Origin of the sequence: Streptomyces hundungensis (genome assembly GCF_003627815.1) — a bacterium.
Taxonomy (GTDB): Bacteria; Actinomycetota; Actinomycetes; order Streptomycetales; family Streptomycetaceae; genus Streptomyces; species Streptomyces hundungensis_A.
Window position 1 is genome coordinate 7,534,174 of sequence record NZ_CP032698.1, and the last position, 18,141, is coordinate 7,552,314.

An 18,141-nucleotide genomic window follows, 5' to 3' on the forward strand; every position below is an offset into this window, starting at 1 on the left:
GGCCCCTGCGGGTGTCCGCCGACCGTGACGTCTGCGTCGGCGCCGGATCGTGCGCACTGACCGCGCCCGGCGTCTTCGACCAGGACGACGACGGCCTCGTCGACGTGCTCACGCCCGAGCCCGAGCCGTCCCAGCGCCCGGCCGGCCGCCAGGCCGGCGGCCTCTGCCCGTCAGGCGCCGTACGGATCGAGGATTGACCCCCGCCGCCCCGTACGGCGCGGTACGGATCGAGGAATGACCCCCGCCCCATCCGGGGGCCGGAGATCGACAACGTTCCGGCCCCCGGCGAGGGCCCCGCCCCTCCCGCGCCGCACCCACCTGAACATGACGAGAAGTCAACCAGCCCGGCAAACAGGCCAGTTGACACCTACGGCGCTTCCCGCTCCGGCGTGGACCAGAGGTGGTCGACCGTGCCCACCACCAGCCGGCAGACGGTGTCCGGGTCCGCGCTGGCCAGCGGCTCGCGCGCCACGACCGTGCGCATGAGGCCGATGCCGAGCAGCCAGGCCATGGCCAGGTCCGCGCGCAGCGCGCCGTCCTTGGCCCCGGAGAGCTCGGCCAGGGCGCGCTGGTACCGCTCACCCAGCTCCCGCAGGGTCCCGGTCGCCTCGTCGCCGCGCCCGATGGAGCGCAAGTAGACCTCCAGGGTGCGGTCCGCGCCCTCCGCGCTGCTCGTCAGCATTGAGCGGAGTGCGGTCTCGAAGAGCTCCTCGGGGGGCGTGGCCCGGAAGCGTTCCAGACCGCCTTCTGCCACGACCTCCGTCAACAGCCCCTGCTTGGACCCGAAGTACCGGAACAGCAAAGCCTGGTTGACGCCCGCCCGCTCGGCGATCTCGCGGACCGTCGCCCCTTCGTAGCCGCGTTCCGCGAACAGGTCCCGGGCCGCGTCGAGCAGCCGCCGGCGGGTGGCTCCGGCATCGCGGCGGCGCTCACCGGCGGACGATTCGGAGTCTTCTGGCATGGGGTCGGTCCTCTCAGACGGCCCGTCAGGATAACGGCCACAATGCGCCGTTGACCGCCCCTGGGGTCGTCCCTACCGTTGTAAGCAGCTGCTTACATCCGGGAGGCCGCAGTGACAACAGCCGACACTGACACCGACAGGTACACGGACACCGACCCCGACAAGCGCACCGGCACCGACATCACACCCCTCAGCTATCCCTTCAACACCTCCGACGGGATCCAGCTCGCCGACGAGTACGAGCGCGTACGCGCCCTGCCGGGCCTGTTACGCGTCCAGCTGCCCTACGGCGAACCGGCTTGGCTGGTCACGCGCTATGCCGACGCCCGGCTCGTCCTCGGTGACCAGCGCTTCAGCCGGGCGGCGGGCGCCGAACACGACGAGCCGCGGCAGTCCGAGGGGCGCACCGCCAGCGGGATCCTCGGGATGGACCCGCCGGACCACACCCGGCTGCGCTCGCTGGTGGCGCGGGCGTTCACCGTCCGTCAGGTGGAGAAGCTGCGCCCGCAGGTCCGCGAGCTCACGGCGGGACTCCTCGACGCCATGGAAGAGGCCGGCCCGCCGGTCGACCTGGTGGACGCCTACGCGCTGCCGCTGCCGGTCGCGGTGATCTGCCGACTGCTCGGGGTGCCCGCGGAGGACCGGCCGCGCTTCCGTGTGTGGAGCGACGCGGCGCTGTCCACGAGCTCGCTCACCGCCGCCGAGTTCGAGGCCAACCGCGAGGAACTGCGCGCCTACATGGGCGAGTTGATCGCCCTGCACCGGCAGGAGCCGCAGGACGACCTGATGACCGCGCTCATCGAGGCCCGCGACGGCGGCGACCGCCTCACCGAGCTCGAACTCGTCGACCTGTGCGTGGCGGTCCTGGTGGCCGGACACGAGACCACCGCATCCCAGATCCCCAACTTCACCCTCACCCTCCTCGACCACCCCGAGCAGCTCGCCCAGCTCAGGGCGCACCCGGAACTCGTCGCGAACGCGGTGGAGGAACTGCTGCGCTTCGTGCCGCTGGGCAGCGGGGCGGGCCAGGCGCGGTACGCCACCGAGGACGTCGAGGTGGGCGGCACCCTGGTCAGGGCCGGCACCCCGGTCCTGGTCGCGACCGGCGCCGCCAACCGCGACGCGCTGCGCTTCACCGCCCCCGGTGTGCTCGACATCGCCCGAGAAGGCAACCAGCACCTCGGTTTCGGCCACGGGGTCCACCACTGCCTGGGCGCCCCGCTGGCCCGGCTGGAACTCCAGGAGGCGCTGAACGGACTCCTCGCCCGCTTCCCCGGTCTGCGACTGGCCGGCGACATCACCTGGAAGTCCGAGATGCTGGTCCGGGGCCCGCGCGTCATGCCGGTCGCGTGGTGAGCGCCATGACCTGGACCGTACGGGTGGACCCGCGTCTGTGTCTGGCCTCGGGCATGTGTGCCGGGGCCGCCCCCGACGTGTTCGCGCTCGATGCCGAGCACGCCCGGGTGGTCGCGGACCCGCTCGAACCGGACGAGCGCATCCTGGACATCGCCGACTCCTGCCCCGCCCAGGCGATCACCGTGCAGGACGGGAGCGGCGTCATCGGCCCCCGCCGCGACTGACGTGCGGTGACGGGAGCCGCGCCCCGGCCCGTGACCGAAGTCGCGGCGGACGGATGCCCGTGGGCGCGGGCGTTACTCGAAGCGCGAGGTGTCGCCCGCGCCCCGGCGTACGATCTCCAGCTCGCCGCCCGAGAAGTCGATGACGGTGGTCGGTTCGGTGCCGCAGTCCCCGGAGTCCAGTACGGCGTCCACCACGTGGTCGAGGCGCTCCTTGATCTCCCAGCCCTGTGTCATCGGCTCGGCCTCGTCGGGGAGCAGCAGGGTGCTGGAGAGGAGCGGCTCGCCGAGCTCGGCGAGCAGGGCCTGCACCACGGCGTGATCCGGGATCCGTACGCCGACCGTCTTCTTCTTCGGATGCAGCAGCTGCTTGGGCACTTCGCGGGTGGCGGGCAGGATGAAGGTGTAACTGCCGGGCGTGGCCGCCTTGATGGCGCGGAACACGTCGTTGTCGATCTGGACGAACTGGCCCAGCTGGGCGAAGTTCTCGCACACCAGGGTGAAGTGGTGGCGGTCGTCGAGCTCGCGAATCGACCTGATCCGGTTGATGCCGTCACGGCTGCCCAGCTGGCATCCGAGCGCGTAGCAGGAGTCCGTCGGATAGGCGACGAGCGCGCCGGAACGGATGCTGTCGGCCACGCTGCTGATGGTGCGCCGCTGAGGGTTCTCGGGGTGCACGTCGAAGTACTTAGCCATCCGCCGAGTCTAAGGTCCGTGCCGGCGGTAGGACGGTTTCGGCCGTTGTGAGGAGGTCGCGCGGGCCCGGGCCGCGGGCCGACGGGCGCTCGGTGCGCGCCGCGCCGACCGGCGGTCGGAGCTCAGGACTCGGCCCCCGGCCCCTCGGCGCGCAGCCCCAGCACGAGCTCACGGGGCAGCCCGTGGGTGTCGTGCAGATGGCGCAGGTCGTCTTCGTCGAGCGGCCCGGAGAAGCGCGGCCGGGACAGCACGCGGCGTCCCCGTTCCAGGAGCCGGGCAAAGCGCAGTTCCTCATCGAGGAGTACGCCGCGGATCCCGGCCCTTTCCCCGCTCTGGCCGAAGTGGTCCAGCGTGTGCCCGACGAGTTCCTCGGGGAGGTCCCCGAGCGTGCGGGACGGGTCGATCCGCCACAGAGCGGTGAGCACCCGGCGCACCAGCCGCCGCAGGACGTATCCGCGCCCGGTATGGGACGGCAGCACTCCGTCGCCGATCACGACGACGGCGGAGCGCAGATGGTCGCAGACCAGACGCAGGGACGGTTCGTCCAGCGGCCACAGCGAGGGCACGGTGCTCGTCCACGGTTCGAACAGGTCGGTCTCGAAGACCGACCGCTTGCCCTGGAGGACGGCGGCGAGCCGTTCCAGGCCGAGCCCGGTGTCGATGTTCGGCCGGGGCAGCGGGGTCAGGGTGCCGTCGTCGCCGCGCCGGTGGCGCATCATCACGTGGTTCCACACCTCCACCCAGCGCTCGTCGCGGGTCGGGGTGGAGTGCGGCGGGTTGTCACCGGTCCAGAGGAAGATTTCCGAGTCCGGGCCGCAGGGGCCGGTGGGCCCGTTGGACCACCAGTTCTCCTCGGTGGTCAACTCGACCGGCACCCCCAGCTCCTGCCAGGTCCGCAGGGACTGGGTGTCCGGGCCGGCGTGTTCGTCGCCGCCGAAGACCGTGGCGTACAGCAGCCCGGGATCGACGCCGAAGCCGTCGACCAGCAGGTCATGGCCCCAGCGCAGACTCTGCGAGCTGCCGTAGTCCCCGAGCGGCCAGGTGCCGAGCATCTCGAAGACCGTGAGATGGCTGTCGTCGCCGACCTCGTCCAGGTCGGTGGTGCGCAGGCAGCGTTGGACGTTCACCAGGCGTCGGCCGAGCGGGTGCGGGCGCCCCTCCAGATACGGCGTGAGGGGATGCATGCCCGAGGTGGTGAACAGGACGGGGTCACCGGGCGGCGACAACAGCGACGAGCCGGTGATGCGCCGGTGCCCCCGGCTCTCGAAGTACTCGACGAAGGTACGGACGACGTGCTCGGTCTCCATGACTGCGGATCCTTTGGCTGTGGGGCAGCCGGAAAAGGACCGCGAGCACGGAACGCGAAGGGGGCTCCGGTACGGGAGCGGCGCGGAGCGGCAGCCACGTACGAGAATCCGACGGTCCAACCGGCGGGCCGTTTCCGGTCGCCGGGGGAGAGGTGAATGAGGTCAGGCGGCGGCAACCGGCGAGCTGGTCGCTCGCGCGGTCATGACGCTGCTGCTGATGGTGACCTTCATGCCGTCCACGGTAGTGGGCGGACAGCGGGGCCCGCACCTGTTTTTTCGCGAGGTGAGCCCGGCGAGCGGGGCGGGGCGCCGCCTGGTGGGGGGAGTACCAGGGACCCCGTCGTCCCACTCGCCGGGCGCCTTCCCGGTGGCGGCGTGGGCGGCCTGGAGCTCCCGCGACGGCCGCCCTGCCGGTGATGCTGCGCACCGGGAGCGGTGGGTGGGGGTGTGGTCGGCCGAGCGGACGGAGTGGCTCTTGCCGGCGAGGAGTCCGGCTCGCGACTTCTGCCCTCACCATGACAGCGGCCCGAGGGCGGTGTCCAGGTCGAAACTGGACGCTCGCGGCTGGCGATCCCGGCCGCCGATGGGCGCCAACTGGCCTTGTGGCCAAGGGAGTTGTGCCTTCGCGCCGTCCGCCCGTGGAGCGGCCGGACGGCGCCGGGGCCTACTTGCCCGGGTGGGCCAGGAGGAGCTCGGTGTTGTGGTCGGCGGAGGAGCCGAGCCGCGCGGCCGGGGTGGCGTAGGGGTCGTTGTAGGACAGCTCGCGGTACAGGGCCGCCAGGCCCCGGTCGGAGGTGTCGGCGAAGTCCGTCCGGTAGGGCGCCGCGGACTCGATGAGCGTGGTGAAAAGGGACAGGGTGCCGTCCCCGTTGTCGGCCAGCTCGATGATGCGCGCGTGCTGCGGATAGTCGATGTGGGACGCGGTGTTGATCTCCCAGAAGGCACGCTCGGGGACCGCGTGGCCGTGCGGGGTGATCCGGTTCTCGTGGGTGTGACCGTTGACCCAGGCCACCACGTTCGGGTAGCGCTGGAGCAGCGAGACCAGCTCGTTCCCGTCGTGCCGCCCCTCGAACGGGTGGTACGGGTCGGGCAGCAGATTGCCCATCGTGGTGCTCGTGTGGTGGCTGAACAGAACGATCAGCGAATCCGTCGATCCTCCACGCACCACATGCCCGTCGCTGTCGTACCAGCGGCTGCTGTGCGACTTGAGCACGGATTCGAGCCACTTGAGCTGCGCGGTACCGAGCGAACCGTCCGCGAATCCGGCCCGGTTGGTGGTGTCCAGGCTGATCCCGAGCACCCCGCCCGCGAGCGGGAACGTGTAGTACAGGTGCCCGCTGCTCGCCGCGTCCGAGGTGAAGCCGTGACCGACCGGACCGGCACCGGCGTACGCGGGGTTGAGGTGCGCCTTGGCGAACTCGGCGGGAGTGAACGGCCGGCGGCGCTCGTCCGGGGTGACCTTGCGGATGGCGCCGCCGTTGCCGAGCAACTGGGCGAGCAGCAGCGCCGCTTGGGCCGGGTTGTGGCGCAGGGCGTAGGCGAGCTTCGCCGCCGTGGCGTCGTCACAGCCCTCGATCTTGCGGTCACCGGTGTACAGGTCGTTGAGCAGGCCGAGGTCGGGCAGGCTGCCCTCGATGCTGTCGTCGTGGTTGCCGACGGTCGTATACCAGGGCACGCTGAGGCCCGGCGCGTCGAAGGGGCGTACCGCCCCCGCCAGGAAGCCCGGTATCTGCGGCAGGCCCTTGGCCTTGTAGGTGTCCTGGAAGGACAGCTCCGGGTTCCAGTAGTCCGCGCTACCGGAGTTCTGCACACCCTCATAGCGCGCGACGTCACCACTGCTCGGGGTGATGCGGCCGCCGCTCATGACGGTCAAGTACCAGTCCAGCTCGATGAGTTCGTGGTTGTCGGTGTTGTCACCGGTCGCCATCACCATGCCGAACGGCAGTCCCGTGTACGGGCCCTGGCGCACCGAGTTGACCCGCTCGACCAGCGACGAGGCGCCGCGCACGGTGAGGGTCTCCTGCGGGCGGTGCGCGCTGTCGTTGTACTGGGCCAGATACTCGAAGCGGACCGGCGACTCGGTGTCCGCCAGGTGCAGATCGGTGAACTGGACGAAGGAGGCGAGCCCGGCCCGGCGGTCGTCCCGGCTCGTGCTTCCGGCGGCCAGCTCGCCGCGCACCACGAGCGGCCAGCCCGGCCCGGCCACCAGACGCTTGTACGCGCCGGCGCCGACCGGGGTCGCGGCCTGTTCGAGGGTGGTCCCGCCGATCCGTACGGCCCGTGCGGAGGTGGCGGCCAGCGCCCGGTCCTGTGCCGCCGCCGACCACAGGGCGGCGCCCGCCGCCGCGGCGGACATTCTGGAAACGAACTGACGGCGGCTCATTCCGCGCATGGGTATCCCCCTGGTAACACTGGCAGTTGATGGCGCGCCGGCCCTCGGGCACGGTCGCGCGGCCACACACTACTGGCGGGTAGCCGTATGTAGACAGGGGCCGGGAGGAAACTTGGGGGAAACAAAGTGCGGCCCCCGCCCCCACGGCCACGCCCGGTGCATCGACCCCGCTAGGAGTCCTCCGTCCCCCGGACGTGGCCCGTGTGCGCCCCGACGAGCAGGGCGACCAGTCGTCGGGCCTGATCCCGGGGGTCGGGGGCGTCGGGCCAGGCGGTCATCACCAGGTGGTGGAGCGTGCCGACCAGGGCTAGGGCGATCGCGGAGGTGTCCGCGTCGCCCGTGAGCCGCCCGAGCCGGGCCTCCGCGTCGAGGTAGTCCGTGATCGAATCCTGGATCGCGGTGAATCCCGGGGCCCCCGCCGCCAGCGCCCGGCGAATGCGCTCGGAGGTGGCCGGGCGGCTCAGGGCCAGACCCGCCACGGTGGGATCGAGCGAGGTGAGCAGGGCCAGGGCGAGCTCACCGAGGTTGGCGGCGACGGTGGAGCGGCCGGCGAGTCCGGGCAACTCCGCGGCCTCCCGGGCGCAGCGGGCGAGCCGGTCCAGCACCAGCTCGGCGACGAACTCGTCCAGCCCGTCGAAGTGCGTGTGCAGCATGCCCTTGGCGCAGCCCGCCTCGGCGGTGACGGCCCTGCTGGTCAGGGCGGCCGGGCCCTCACGGGACAGGACGCGTACCGCCGCGTCGAAGAGCCGCTCGCGAACATCGGGAATCGCAACCCCACGCGGTGACATGGGCCTCCTTGGTCGAGTGGGTGAGTGGTGTCGAGTGACGCCTCGACCCGCGCCGCCAACTCCGCTGGCAAGCAAGGGGGTTGTTGGTTTGGGTGTCCGCCCATACTGTTTGGGCAGGCGCCCATTCTAGGCGTCCTGGTGCTGTTTCCAGTAGGGGGAAGTCCTATGAGCACGGTCGTCAACACCGAACAGGCGCAGTCCTGGAACGGTTACGAAGGGGAGCACTGGGCCCAGAACCAGGAACGCTGGGACGCGGTGAACGGGGGGTTCGACGACCTGCTGCTCACCACCGCGGCCCTCGGGGAGCACGACCGCGTTCTGGACGTGGGCTGCGGATCGGGGAGTACGACACGGCAGGCGGGGTGTCGCGTTTGCCGAGGTGAGGTGCTGGGCCTGGACCTGTCGGCGCCCATGCTGGCACGGGCCCGGGAGTCGGCCCGCCGCGAGGGTCTGGCCCACGTCCGCTTCGAGCAGGGCGATGCCCAGGTCCATGAGCTTCCGGCGGACACCTATGACGTCGCGATCAGCAGGTTCGGGGTGATGTTCTTCGCCGACCCCGTGGCCGCCTTCACCCACATCGCTCGGGCACTGAAGCCAGGTGGCCGCGTGGCGTTCCTGTGCTCGGGGGAGCCCGAAGGCAATGAATGGCTCCAGGCGCTGGCCGCGCTCCGTGACCTTCTGCCCATCGGCGGCCTCGGCACCCCGGGCGCTCCGGGCATGTTCTCCCTGGCGGACCCGGACGCCGCCCGCGCGACGCTTTCGGCCGCCGGGTTCGAGGAGGTCGAGGTGGTGGCCGCTCGGGCGTACGGGATCTGGGGCCGCGACGCCGAGGACGCCGCCGGGTTTCTGCTCGGCTCGGGCCCCGGGCGGCATCTCCTCAGCCAGGTCGACGAGGAGAGTCGGGAGCGGGCCCGCCGACGGCTCACCGCGATCCTGCGGGCCCACGAGAGCGACGGGGCGGTGCGGCTGCGCACCAGCGCCTGGCTCGTCACCGGGCGTCGCACGGACCGGTCGGAGCGGGCCGTGGCCCGGCCGGAGAGGTCTTCGGAGTAGCGTGCCGGGTGGTCAACGGCCGCCGTACGAACGGCCGTTGACGACCACGGACGCGTCAGCTCACTTGCAGTACGGCACGGGCGACAGGTTCTGCACATAGCGGGCGCTGACCCAGCCGGGCTTGCCCGCTCCGAGCTTGTACCAGAGCTTGTTGCCGTCCACGTTCTGGCCGGTCTTCTTGCACTTCAGCGCGGCCACCGTGCCCTGGGGCAGCAGATTGAGCCGCTGGGAGGCGGTGGTCGCCTCCTGGTGGACCCACAGGCCGCCGTTGGCGACGACCTTGCCCTGGGGCTCCGCCGTCGGCGCGGCGGGGGCAGTCTGCTGGGCCGGGCCCGGGACGGGCGTCGGGTCCGCCGCCGAGGCCCCGCCCGCCGTGAGCAGGATCCCCGATCCGGCGAGTGCCGCGATCGCGCACGCCGAGACCATCCTGCGCATGCCAGATACGTACATGCTGTTCCCCTTCGTTCCCTTTGGGATGTGCGCCCTGTAGGAGCGATGGCGACGGCGATCCGTTCCACACGAATGGAGTAACTTCCGGACATCTCAAGGCAGTTGATGTTCCGATCGGATGAGTGGCCGACCGCCCGGGGGTGTGCCTCGGGGTGTACAGGGGCGAGGGGTGCGGAGGTGCCCATGGGTGCATACGGGGTCGGCGGGCGGGGCAGGATGTTGCGGCCATGTCACGCCCGTTCCTCCGGAAGGAAGCCCCTCAAGTGCTCCGTAGACAAGGCGCGTTGCTCGCCGCCGCCGTCCTGCTCCCGCTCGTCACGGCGACCCAGGCGGGTGCGGCGGCCCCGGCCGCGCGGGCAGGCACCACGACCCCGGCAGGCCCGGCCGCCGTCACGACCCCGGCGCAGCCGGCCGCCGCCTGCGCCTACACCCCGGCCGTTCCCGCCGACAACTACAAGGGGATACCGGACTTCGACCCGGTCAAGGCCGCCCGGCCCTTCAGCGCCACGCTGCGCACCAGCCAGGGCGCCATCACCTTCAAGGCGCTGACCGACAAGGCCCCCTGCACCACCAACTCCTTCCGGTTCCTCGCCGAGAAGCACTACTTCGACGGTTCGCACTGCCACCGGCTCACCACCGCCCGGCTTTACGTCCTTCAGTGCGGCGACCCGACCGGCACGGGCAGCGGCGGCCCCGGGTACTCCTTCCCGGACGAGAACCTCACCGGCGCGACCTATCCGGCGGGCACGGTGGCGATGGCCAACGCCGGCCCGAACACCAACGGCAGCCAGTTCTTCTTCGTCTGGAAGGACACCAAGCTCTCGCCCGCCTACACGCCCTTCGGCCGCGTCACGTCCGGGCTCGACGTCCTGAAGAAGATCGCGGCGGGTGGCGAGGACGACCAGAACGGCCCCGGCGACGGGTACCCCACGCTCCCCGTGAACATCAAGCACGTCCAGATCCGGAAGGGGTGACCCGGGGTCGATCCGCCGGGGCGATCCCCCCTCTTGGGGATCGGCCCGCTTCGGCGCCGTAGCGCCACGCGGTCGGGCGCCCGGCGGGCCGTCCCCGCCGGGGCCCGGTCCCGTCGCGCGGTCAGGAGTAGAAGTTGCGCTGCCAGCGGTGCCCGGCCAGCACGGCGAGCCGGTCGGCGCTCAGCGCACGGCCGTCACTGAGCGCCGTGTTGCGCTCTACATTGGCGACGTCGCGCATGCCCGGGATGACGGTGGACACCGCCGGGTTGCTCAGCACGAAACGCAGCGCGGTCTCCGCGATCTCGTCCGGGGCGATGCCCAGGTCGGCGACGATCGCGGCGACCCGCCGCTCCACCTGGGCCGGGCGGTCGCCCCGGAAGTAGCGGTTGCGCCAGTCGCCCTCGGGGAACGTCGTGTCGGCGGTGATCCGGCCGGTGAGGCCACCCTCGTCGAGGGCCACCCGCACGATGACGCCGACGCCGTGCTCCTCGCAGGCGGGAAACAGTTCGTCGGCGGGCGACTGGTCGAAGATGTTGTAGATGACCTGCACGCTGTCCACGGCGCCGCTGCGCACGAGCGCCAGCGCGGTGTCGGGGCGGTGGTCGTTGACGGAGACGCCGAACAGGCCGATCTTGCCCTCCTGTTTGAGGTCGGCGACGGTCTCCAGCCAGTCGCCGCGCCCCACCCACTCGTCGTTCCAGACGTGGAGCTGCAAGACGTCGAAGTAATCCAGGCCGCTCGCGCGCAGACTGGTCTCCAGGCTTTCGCGGATGTGCGCGCCGGGGAAGGCCTGCGCGGGGTCGATGCCGTCGAGGGCCGGCCAGACGCCGTTCTTCGGCGCCACCTTGGTGGCCACGCGGACCGTGTCCCCGGAGGCCGTGGACCGCTCGCGCACGACGCGGCCCACGATCCGCTCGCTCTCGCCGTAGCCGCGCGCGGTGTCGATGAAGTTCACGCCCAGGTCGATGGCCCGGTGCAGGGCGCGCAGGGACTCGTCCTCGGTGGCACCCACCCAGCTGGACGCGCCGATGCCCCAGGCGCCGTAACCGATCTCGGACACCGAAAGCCCGCTGCGTCCCAATTCGCGGTAGCGCACCGTCGTCCTCCACATCGTCGTCCTGGTCCCGGCCAGGCCATGGCCCGGAAGGAAATCACGTCGACCATAGGCGACTTGGGCCCGTGGGGCAGGTTGGTTTTCGTCCCGGGGGTGGCGGCTCAGTTCGCGTCGAGCCGGGCGCTCAGCCATTCCAGAGAGGGCGGGATCTCACGCAGCCAGGTGTTGAAGTTGTGGCCGCCGGACGCCAGCGTGATCGAGGAGACGTGGGCGGGTTTCTTGACCTTCGCGATGAACTTCTGGGTCTCCTTGAGGTTGCTCTCGCCCTGCTTCGACGTCGTGACCAGGAAGGACGAGTTCCCCTGGGGCAGATGATCGAGGCTCCACAGCAGGTCCGAGCGCTTCTCCTCGTGTCTGTTCCCGTGGAAGAGGTCGCCGGACTGGAGGTCGACCTCGGGCTTGTAGTCGGCGGAGAGTCCGACCCCGGCCGCGTACGCCTCCGGGTGGTGCAGGGCGATCTTCAGGGCGCAGTAGCCGCCCGTCGAGTCGCCGATGAAGCCCCAGTTGCGCGGTTTCGTGCCGACCCGGTACGTACCCGAGATCGCCTTGCGCAGATCGTCCGCGAAGAACGTCTCCGTCTGGGGGCCGCCGGGGATGTCGATGCACTGGGTGTTGCGCGGCGGGGCGATGGTGGGCCGCATCATCACCAGGATCATCGGCTGCGTCTTGTGCTGCTTGGACAGCGTCCACGCGGTCTTGGGGTAGTGCAGCCCCTTGATGAGGTTCTCGGCGGTGCCGGGGAAGCCCGTCAGCACCACCGTCACGGGGAAGGACTTCGTCTCGTACCCCTTCTGGAAGTACTCCGGCGGCAGATAGACGTAGGCCGGAGTGACTATCCGGGACCGCTCTCCCTGCACCGACACCTTCTGGACCTCGCCGCCGATGCTGGGCTTCCCGGCGCCCGGCACATCGACCTTCTGCTTGCCCGCCACTTTCACTCCGGGGCTCACGGCCGACTCCGCGCCCAGCACCCCGACGCCGTCCTGCCGGCCGAACAGGTCGGCCCACGAACCGTAGAAGAGGAACGACTTGTTGGCCGCGAGGCCCACGGTGGAGAAGAGCAGCAACTGGACCGCGCACAGCAGGCCCACCCGCCCGAGGACCGGCCGCCATCCGAGGCCCGACAGTCGTGGCCACTGCCAGACGACGAGGGCGATCCCCAGCATCGTGCAGCACACGGCCACAGCCACAGTGGTGGTACTCGTCAGGCCCATGGGTCCAGAACACTCTCTGCGAACGGCTCTGCCGGACGCGGCGGCGTGGCCGTCGTCCAGCCGCACCGCCTCGGGGGTGCGCATGGAGCTAGACCGCGATCCGGCGCGATCCGTTCCCTCGCGGGACGCGTCTTTGCGCAGGCGCCCTCAGGGCGTCGGGCGGCCCGTCCCGCGCCCCGTCTCCTCGGCGCTCCGACGCCGGGCCGCCGTGTCGCGCTCGTCGGCAGTCGACAGCCAGAAGTAGAGCGGCGGCAGGGCGAGTTCGAGGCCCATCAGGACGATCTGGAACCAGTCCGGACGGCCGAGCGAGGCCCACGACAGAAGCCTGGACGCGCCTCCGAGGAAGAATATTCCGGCCAGCGCCCGCACCATCCTGGAAGGGATCGGCGTTTGCCGCGCCACCCAGATCCAGGCCAGTCCGTACCCGAGGAAGATCGCGCCGAAGAACCGCATCAGGCTGTCCACCGTCGGCCCCGGTGAGCCCGCGCCGGGCACCGTCCCCATACCGATGAGGAGATGTGCGGCGCCGATCACCACATCGGTGACGCCCATCGCCCAGGAAAGCCACTTGAGGAGCCGGGCCATGGTGGGTCCCCCTTCGCCTTAGTAGGCATGTGTCTACTAATGCGACCATAGGATCGCCAGTAGACACACGTCAAGTAACGTGACGGCCATGACCGCACGCCGCAGGCTGACCCCCGAGGAGCGCCGCACGGAGCTGCTCGACACCGGAGCCCGCCTGTTCGCGGCGAAGCCGTACCACGACGTACTGATGGAGGAGGTGGCCGAACAGGCCGGTGTCTCCCGGGCGTTGCTCTACCGCTACTTCCCCAACAAGCAGGCCCTGTTCGCCGCCGTCTACCGGCAGGCCTCGGACCGGTTGCTCGACGGAACGCCCATCGACCCGACGCGGTCCCTGCGCGCGCAGCTCTCCGCCGGGCTCGATGTCCACTTCGACTACTTCGCCGCGAACCGCAACACCGTGCTGGCCGCCAACCGGGTCCTCGCCGGCGACCCGGTGATCCAGGGGATCATCACCGACGAACTGGCCGAGCTGAGCCGCCGCGTGCTCGACGCGACCGGCCTTCGAGGCCCGGCCCGGGACACGGTCCGCGCCGCCCTGGGCGCATGGCTGGTCTTCGTCCGCGCGCTGTGCGTGGACTGGCTGACGAACGAGACGTTCTCGCGGACCGAGCTGCGCGAGATGTCCCTCGGCGCGCTTCGGGGAACCCTGCGCGCCGTCGCCGGCGCCGAACGTCTGCTCGGCGCCGACGACTGACCACCACCCGTCTCCCACCGCCTCGCGAGGTCAGCCGAGCGCGGGCGCCCCGCCGGGCCGCTCGAACTGGGTGCGGTACAACTCCTCGTAGCGGCCGCCGAGTTGGAGCAGTTCGTCGTGGGTGCCGCGCTCCACGATGTGGCCGTCCTCCACCACCAGGATGAGATCGGCGGAACGCACCGTGGAGAGCCGGTGTGCGATCACCACCGCGGTACGGCCCTCCAGCGCCTCGCTGAGCGCCTCCTGGACCGCCGCCTCCGACGTGTTGTCCAGGTGGGCGGTGGCCTCGTCGAGGATGACGACGCGCTGGCGGGCGAGGAGCAGCCGGGCGATGGTCAGACGCTGGCGCTCGCCGCCCGAGAGCCGGTAGCCGCGCTCGCCGACCACCGTGTCGAGCCCGTCGGGCAGCGACGCGACCAGAGCGTCCAGACGGGCGCGCCGCAGCGCGTCCCACAGGTGTTCCTCGTCCGCGTCCGGGCGGGCGAGCAGCAGATTGGCGCGGACCGACTCGTGGAAGAGGTGGCCGTCCTGGGTGACCATGCCGATGGTGTCCCGGATCGAGTCGGCGGTCAGGTCCCGTACGTCGATGCCGCCCAGACGCACCGTGCCCCCGTCGGCGTCGTACAGCCGGGGCAGGAGCTGGGCCACCGTCGACTTGCCCGCGCCCGACGACCCGACGAGGGCCACCATCTGTCCGGGCTCGGCCCGGAAGGAGACGCCGTGCAACACCTCGGTGCCGCCCCGGGTGTCGAGGCTGGAGACCTCCTCCAGGGAGGCCAGGGACACCTTGTCGGCGGACGGATAGCCGAACCGCACATCGTGGAACTCCACCGACACCGGCCCATCGGGCACCTCGCGCGCGTCCGGCTTCTCCGCGATGAGCGGCTTCAGGTCGAGCACCTCGAAGACCCGCTCGAAACTGACCAGCGCGCTCATCACCTCCACGCGCGCCCCGGCCAGCGAGGTCAGCGGCGCGTAGAGCCGGGTCAGAAGCAGCGCGAGCGAGACGACCGAGCCCGCTTCGAGGGTGCCGCGCAGCGCGTAGTAGCCGCCGAGTCCGTAGACCAGGGCGAGCGCCAGGGCGGAGACGAGGGTGAGCGCGGTGATGAACGCCGACTGCGCCATCGCCGTACGGACGCCGATGTCACGCACCCGGCCGGCTCGGGCGGCGAACTCGGCGGACTCGTCGGCGGGCCGCCCGAACAGTTTGATCAGGGTCGCCCCGGGTGCCGAGAACCGCTCGGTCATCCGGGTGCCCATCGCCGCGTTGTGCTCGGCGGCCTCCCGCTGGAGACGCGCCATCCGGGTGCCCATCCGGCGCGCGGGCAGCACGAACACCGGCAGCAGGACCAGGGCGAGCAGCGTGATCTGCCAGGAGATGCCGAGCATCACCGCGAGGGTGAGCAGCAGCGTGACGAGGTTGCTGACCACACCGGACAGCGTGTTGCTGAACGCCCGCTGCGCCCCGATCACGTCGTTGTTGAGGCGGCTCACGAGCGCGCCGGTGCGGGTGCGGGTGAAGAACGCGACCGGCATCCGCTGCACATGGTCGAAGACGGCGGTCCGCAGATCGAGGATCAGCCCCTCGCCGAGCGTCGAGGACAGCCACCGGCTCACGATGCCGAGCGCCGCCTCCGCGACGGCGATCGCGGCGATGAGCAGGGCGAGCCGGGTGACGGTCCCGCTCTCCTTGCGCGCGACGATCGCGTCCACCACCCGCCCGGCGAGCAGGGGTGTGGCCACCGCGAGCAGCGCGGTGGCCACGCTCAGGACCAGGAACAGGGCGATGCGGCGCCGGTGCGGGCGGGCGAACGCGGCGATCCGGCCCAGCGTGGCGCGGTTGAAGGGACGCTTGTCCTGCTGGGCGTTCATGACGTTGTGGAGCTGTGTCCACGCGGTGGCTTCCATACTCATGCGAGGAACGTACGACCTCAACCTCGCTGGAGGTCAACGTTCGCCCGGATCACGACCTTCGAAGGGGTCAATGATCTCCAGGGCAATGTCGAGGGCGTCGCGGCCACAGACACTGCCCTGCCGTCCGGGGACCCACCCGCTGCGGCTCCCGTAGGTTCGGGTGCGAGGCGGTGCCGTACCGCCCCGGACCTGGGGAGAGACGATGGGTTGGGCAGTGCTGGACCGGCTCGTGGGGGAGCCCGGGCTGTTCTTCGAGGCATGCCGTCGAGGGCTACCCCAGGTGTTCACCCCCGCCGTGCTGCCCCAAGAGGTGCCCACGCTGCGCGAGTTGACCGGGGCGCTGAGCGGCGGTCTGATGCGGACGCCGTACGTCGAGATGGCGCGGGAGGGCGAGACGGTGCCGGCGTCGGAGTTCGGCCCCGCCCCCGGCGCCGCGGGCGGACACGAGCAGGGCTTCGCCGACCCCGAGCAGATCATGGCCCTGCTCGCCGAGGGGGCGACGCTGCTGTTGCCCCGACTCGACCAGTGGAACGCCTCGGCGGGCGCCCTGACCGCACTCGTCTCACAGGACCTGCGGCGCGCGACGGAAGCGTTCTGCGTCGCGACCATGGCGGAACACCGCGGGCCCGCTGAGCACCGCGACGACGCCGATGTCCTGGTCGTGCAGCTCGCGGGCCGCAAGGAATGGACGGTGTACGCCGTCCCGCCCGAGGGCCCCCGGCAGGCGGGCCCGATGCCCGGGCCGGGCGAGCCCGCGCTGGACACCGTGCCCCGGCGGCCGGGCCCGATGCCCGGGCCGGGCGAACCGGCGCTGGACACCGTCATCGGCGCGGGCGACGTCCTTTATGTGCCGCGCGGCGCGCCCCACACCGCGACCGGCGACGAGGGCCTCTCCGTCCACCTCACCCTCACCATCCGCCGTGAGGAGCTCCGTCGAGGCCCGACGCGTCCGGCTCGTGCCGACCTCATGACAGCGGCCCAACTACTCGACACCACCCGCGAGTTGATCTTCGCGGCGCGCAAGCGGATGGCTGCGGCCACCCCCGAGGATCTCCTGGAGCGGGCGCGCGGCCCACTGCCGGCCATGCCCAGGGCCGCGTCCACCCCGCGACCGGGCGTCGGCTGAACCGGAGCCTGCCCAGGAAGCCGCCGCGGTCCCGGCCGACTCCGCTAGCCGAGGAACGCCGTGACGGTGGCGGCGAACGCGTCCGGGTCGTCGAGCCAGGGGTAGTGGCCGGCGCCCTGCTGTACGGCCAGTTCGGCGTTGGGGAACAGCTGGGCGAACGCGGCGAGCGTGCGAGGCGGCGCCGCCATGTCCACCTCCCCGGCGAGCAGCAGCACCGGCGCCTCGAACGCGGCGAGCGCCGCCCGGGTGGCCTCCGGGTCGAAGGCTCCCTCCGCGCCGAAGACGGCCGCCGCCTCGTGGTTCTTCTGCTGGTCCCCGGCGGCCTGGTGCGCCTGTGCCCGCTCGTCCCAACGACCGTGGAAGAAGGGCGAGATCGCCTGCCAGGCCTCGTCCGTCGCCCGGCCCGACGTGATCTCCTGAAGCGCCTCGAAAGCCGTGGGGAACCAGGGTTCGTCCTTGCGGAGCCGTGCCATCTCGCGGCGCAGCTCCCCGTCGATCGTGAGCCCGACGGCGAAGACGCTCGGAGTGACCAGGACCAGCCTGGTTACGGTTTCCGGATGCCGGGCGGCGTACGACACCGCGAGATTCGCGCCCGCGGAATGAGCGAGCAGCTCCACCCGGTCCAGGCCGAGGTGGCCGCGCAGCGCGGTCACATCGTCGACGAGACGGTCGCAGCGGTAGGAAGCGGGGTCCTGGGGCGCCGCGGACCGGCCGGTGCCCCGCAGGTCCAGCATCACCAGCTGCCGGTCGGCCGCGAGACCGCCGAGGTCCCCCAGGTATGCGGAGGCCTGCATCGGGCCTCCGGGCAGGCAGATCAAAGGGCGACCCTCGCCGGTGACCCGGTAGGCGAGCGGGGTTCCGTCGGGCGCGGAGAAAGTGGGCATGGGCCAGACCCTGACAGTGCGTCGTCGCCGGGTCAATCCCCTTCCTGACCTGCGGGGACGGCGCGCCTGCGCCCCGGAGCCAGGGATCGGCTCCGGGGCGCAGACGTGGGACGGGTGCGGCGGACTACTACTGCTTGATGCCGCAGGCGTTGTTGGAGGCCGGGTTGAGCAGCCCGATGATGTCGATGGTGTCGCCGCACACGTTGAGACCAAGGTCGATGGGGACCTGGACGACGTCGCCGGAGAGCACACCCGGGGAGTTCTGGGCCACGCCGGTGGCCTCCGGCGGGTTGGGGTCGGCGGCGGCGGCGCCGGCCGTGCCTATGACGGCGGTGGCGGCCAGGACGGTTGCAGCGAGTGCGGTACGGATACGCACGATTCCTCCTGTGTGTGAGGGTTTGTCTCCCTAGCA

General features: G+C 71.4%; 19 protein-coding genes. 7 read left to right on the top strand and 12 right to left on the bottom strand.

The genetic code is table 11. The features are described from left to right. Positions 1–5: 5 nt before the first annotated feature. On the top strand, positions 6–197 hold the full coding sequence (locus DWB77_RS33500; protein ID WP_120728531.1) for a ferredoxin: 192 nt from the start codon (positions 6–8) through the stop codon (positions 195–197). Positions 198–367: 170 nt separating this feature from the next. On the opposite strand, the gene DWB77_RS33505 is transcribed toward DWB77_RS33500, so the two are convergent. Then, positions 368–961, bottom strand: coding sequence for a TetR/AcrR family transcriptional regulator (locus DWB77_RS33505; protein ID WP_120726012.1), 594 nt, complete (start codon positions 959–961; stop codon positions 368–370). 180 nt (positions 962–1,141) lie between these two features. On the opposite strand from DWB77_RS33505, the gene DWB77_RS33510 reads away from it, so the two are divergent. Next, positions 1,142–2,317: a cytochrome P450 gene (locus DWB77_RS33510; protein WP_120728533.1), complete on the top strand. Its 1,176-nt coding sequence runs from the start codon at positions 1,142–1,144 to the stop codon at positions 2,315–2,317. Between the two features lie 5 nt (positions 2,318–2,322). After that, positions 2,323–2,541, top strand: coding sequence for a ferredoxin (locus DWB77_RS33515; protein ID WP_120726013.1), 219 nt, complete (start codon positions 2,323–2,325; stop codon positions 2,539–2,541). Positions 2,542–2,613: 72 nt separating this feature from the next. Here the strand turns inward: DWB77_RS33515 and DWB77_RS33520 are convergent, their stop codons facing one another. From DWB77_RS33520 to DWB77_RS33535, 4 genes are all read right to left on the bottom strand, one after another. Then, positions 2,614–3,234, bottom strand: coding sequence for an L-threonylcarbamoyladenylate synthase (locus DWB77_RS33520; RefSeq protein ID WP_120726015.1), 621 nt, complete (start codon positions 3,232–3,234; stop codon positions 2,614–2,616). A 122-nt stretch (positions 3,235–3,356) separates the two neighbouring features. Next, positions 3,357–4,541, bottom strand: a complete 1,185-nt coding sequence (locus tag DWB77_RS33525; RefSeq protein ID WP_120726017.1) for an alanine--tRNA ligase-related protein — start codon at positions 4,539–4,541, stop codon at positions 3,357–3,359. Positions 4,542–5,205: 664 nt separating this feature from the next. After that, positions 5,206–6,933, bottom strand: a complete 1,728-nt coding sequence (locus DWB77_RS33530; protein ID WP_120726019.1) for a TIGR03767 family metallophosphoesterase — start codon at positions 6,931–6,933, stop codon at positions 5,206–5,208. A gap of 170 nt (positions 6,934–7,103) precedes the next feature. Further along, positions 7,104–7,721 carry a TetR/AcrR family transcriptional regulator gene (locus tag DWB77_RS33535; protein WP_120726021.1) on the bottom strand — a complete coding sequence of 206 codons (618 nt, stop codon included), beginning with the start codon at positions 7,719–7,721 and terminating at the stop codon, positions 7,104–7,106. Positions 7,722–7,886: 165 nt separating this feature from the next. Here DWB77_RS33535 and DWB77_RS33540 point away from each other — a divergent pair, with 165 nt between their 5' ends. Then, the gene (locus DWB77_RS33540) at positions 7,887–8,774 is read left to right on the top strand and encodes a class I SAM-dependent methyltransferase (RefSeq protein WP_120726023.1); all 888 of its coding nucleotides are present in this window, start codon (positions 7,887–7,889) and stop codon (positions 8,772–8,774) included. A gap of 60 nt (positions 8,775–8,834) precedes the next feature. Here DWB77_RS33540 and DWB77_RS33545 read toward each other — a convergent pair whose 3' ends face one another. Next, complete coding sequence (locus DWB77_RS33545) at positions 8,835–9,224, bottom strand: hypothetical protein (RefSeq protein ID WP_162952659.1); 390 nt, start codon at positions 9,222–9,224, stop codon at positions 8,835–8,837. Positions 9,225–9,487: 263 nt separating this feature from the next. Here DWB77_RS33545 and DWB77_RS33550 point away from each other — a divergent pair, with 263 nt between their 5' ends. After that, entirely contained in the window at positions 9,488–10,198 is a 711-nt protein-coding gene (locus tag DWB77_RS33550; RefSeq protein WP_246033712.1) for a peptidylprolyl isomerase, read from the top strand. A gap of 121 nt (positions 10,199–10,319) precedes the next feature. Here DWB77_RS33550 and DWB77_RS33555 read toward each other — a convergent pair whose 3' ends face one another. The 3 genes from DWB77_RS33555 to DWB77_RS33565 all read right to left on the bottom strand — a co-directional run bounded on the left by DWB77_RS33555 (position 10,320) and on the right by DWB77_RS33565 (position 13,111). After that, entirely contained in the window at positions 10,320–11,294 is a 975-nt protein-coding gene (locus DWB77_RS33555) for an aldo/keto reductase (RefSeq protein WP_120726029.1), read from the bottom strand. A 119-nt stretch (positions 11,295–11,413) separates the two neighbouring features. Further along, positions 11,414–12,526, bottom strand: coding sequence for an alpha/beta hydrolase (locus DWB77_RS33560; RefSeq protein ID WP_120726031.1), 1,113 nt, complete (start codon positions 12,524–12,526; stop codon positions 11,414–11,416). A 147-nt stretch (positions 12,527–12,673) separates the two neighbouring features. Next, a complete protein-coding gene (locus DWB77_RS33565) occupies positions 12,674–13,111 on the bottom strand; it encodes a DUF4345 domain-containing protein (RefSeq protein ID WP_120726033.1) in 438 nt (145 codons plus the stop codon). 88 nt (positions 13,112–13,199) lie between these two features. On the opposite strand from DWB77_RS33565, the gene DWB77_RS33570 reads away from it, so the two are divergent. Continuing rightward, positions 13,200–13,805 (top strand): TetR/AcrR family transcriptional regulator, encoded by a 606-nt coding sequence (locus tag DWB77_RS33570; RefSeq protein ID WP_120726035.1) that lies wholly within the window; start codon positions 13,200–13,202, stop codon positions 13,803–13,805. A 30-nt stretch (positions 13,806–13,835) separates the two neighbouring features. Here DWB77_RS33570 and DWB77_RS33575 read toward each other — a convergent pair whose 3' ends face one another. After that, on the bottom strand, positions 13,836–15,719 hold the full coding sequence (locus tag DWB77_RS33575) for an ABC transporter ATP-binding protein (RefSeq protein ID WP_120726036.1): 1,884 nt from the start codon (positions 15,717–15,719) through the stop codon (positions 13,836–13,838). 202 nt (positions 15,720–15,921) lie between these two features. On the opposite strand from DWB77_RS33575, the gene DWB77_RS33580 reads away from it, so the two are divergent. After that, positions 15,922–16,845 carry a JmjC domain-containing protein gene (locus DWB77_RS33580; RefSeq protein ID WP_120726038.1) on the top strand — a complete coding sequence of 308 codons (924 nt, stop codon included), beginning with the start codon at positions 15,922–15,924 and terminating at the stop codon, positions 16,843–16,845. Between the two features lie 44 nt (positions 16,846–16,889). Here DWB77_RS33580 and DWB77_RS33585 read toward each other — a convergent pair whose 3' ends face one another. Together DWB77_RS33585 and DWB77_RS33590 are read right to left on the bottom strand one after the other, a co-directional pair. Continuing rightward, the gene (locus DWB77_RS33585; RefSeq protein WP_120726040.1) at positions 16,890–17,729 is read right to left on the bottom strand and encodes an alpha/beta fold hydrolase; all 840 of its coding nucleotides are present in this window, start codon (positions 17,727–17,729) and stop codon (positions 16,890–16,892) included. A 127-nt stretch (positions 17,730–17,856) separates the two neighbouring features. Then, the gene (locus DWB77_RS33590; protein WP_428985204.1) at positions 17,857–18,108 is read right to left on the bottom strand and encodes a chaplin; all 252 of its coding nucleotides are present in this window, start codon (positions 18,106–18,108) and stop codon (positions 17,857–17,859) included. Positions 18,109–18,141 lie beyond the last annotated feature (33 nt).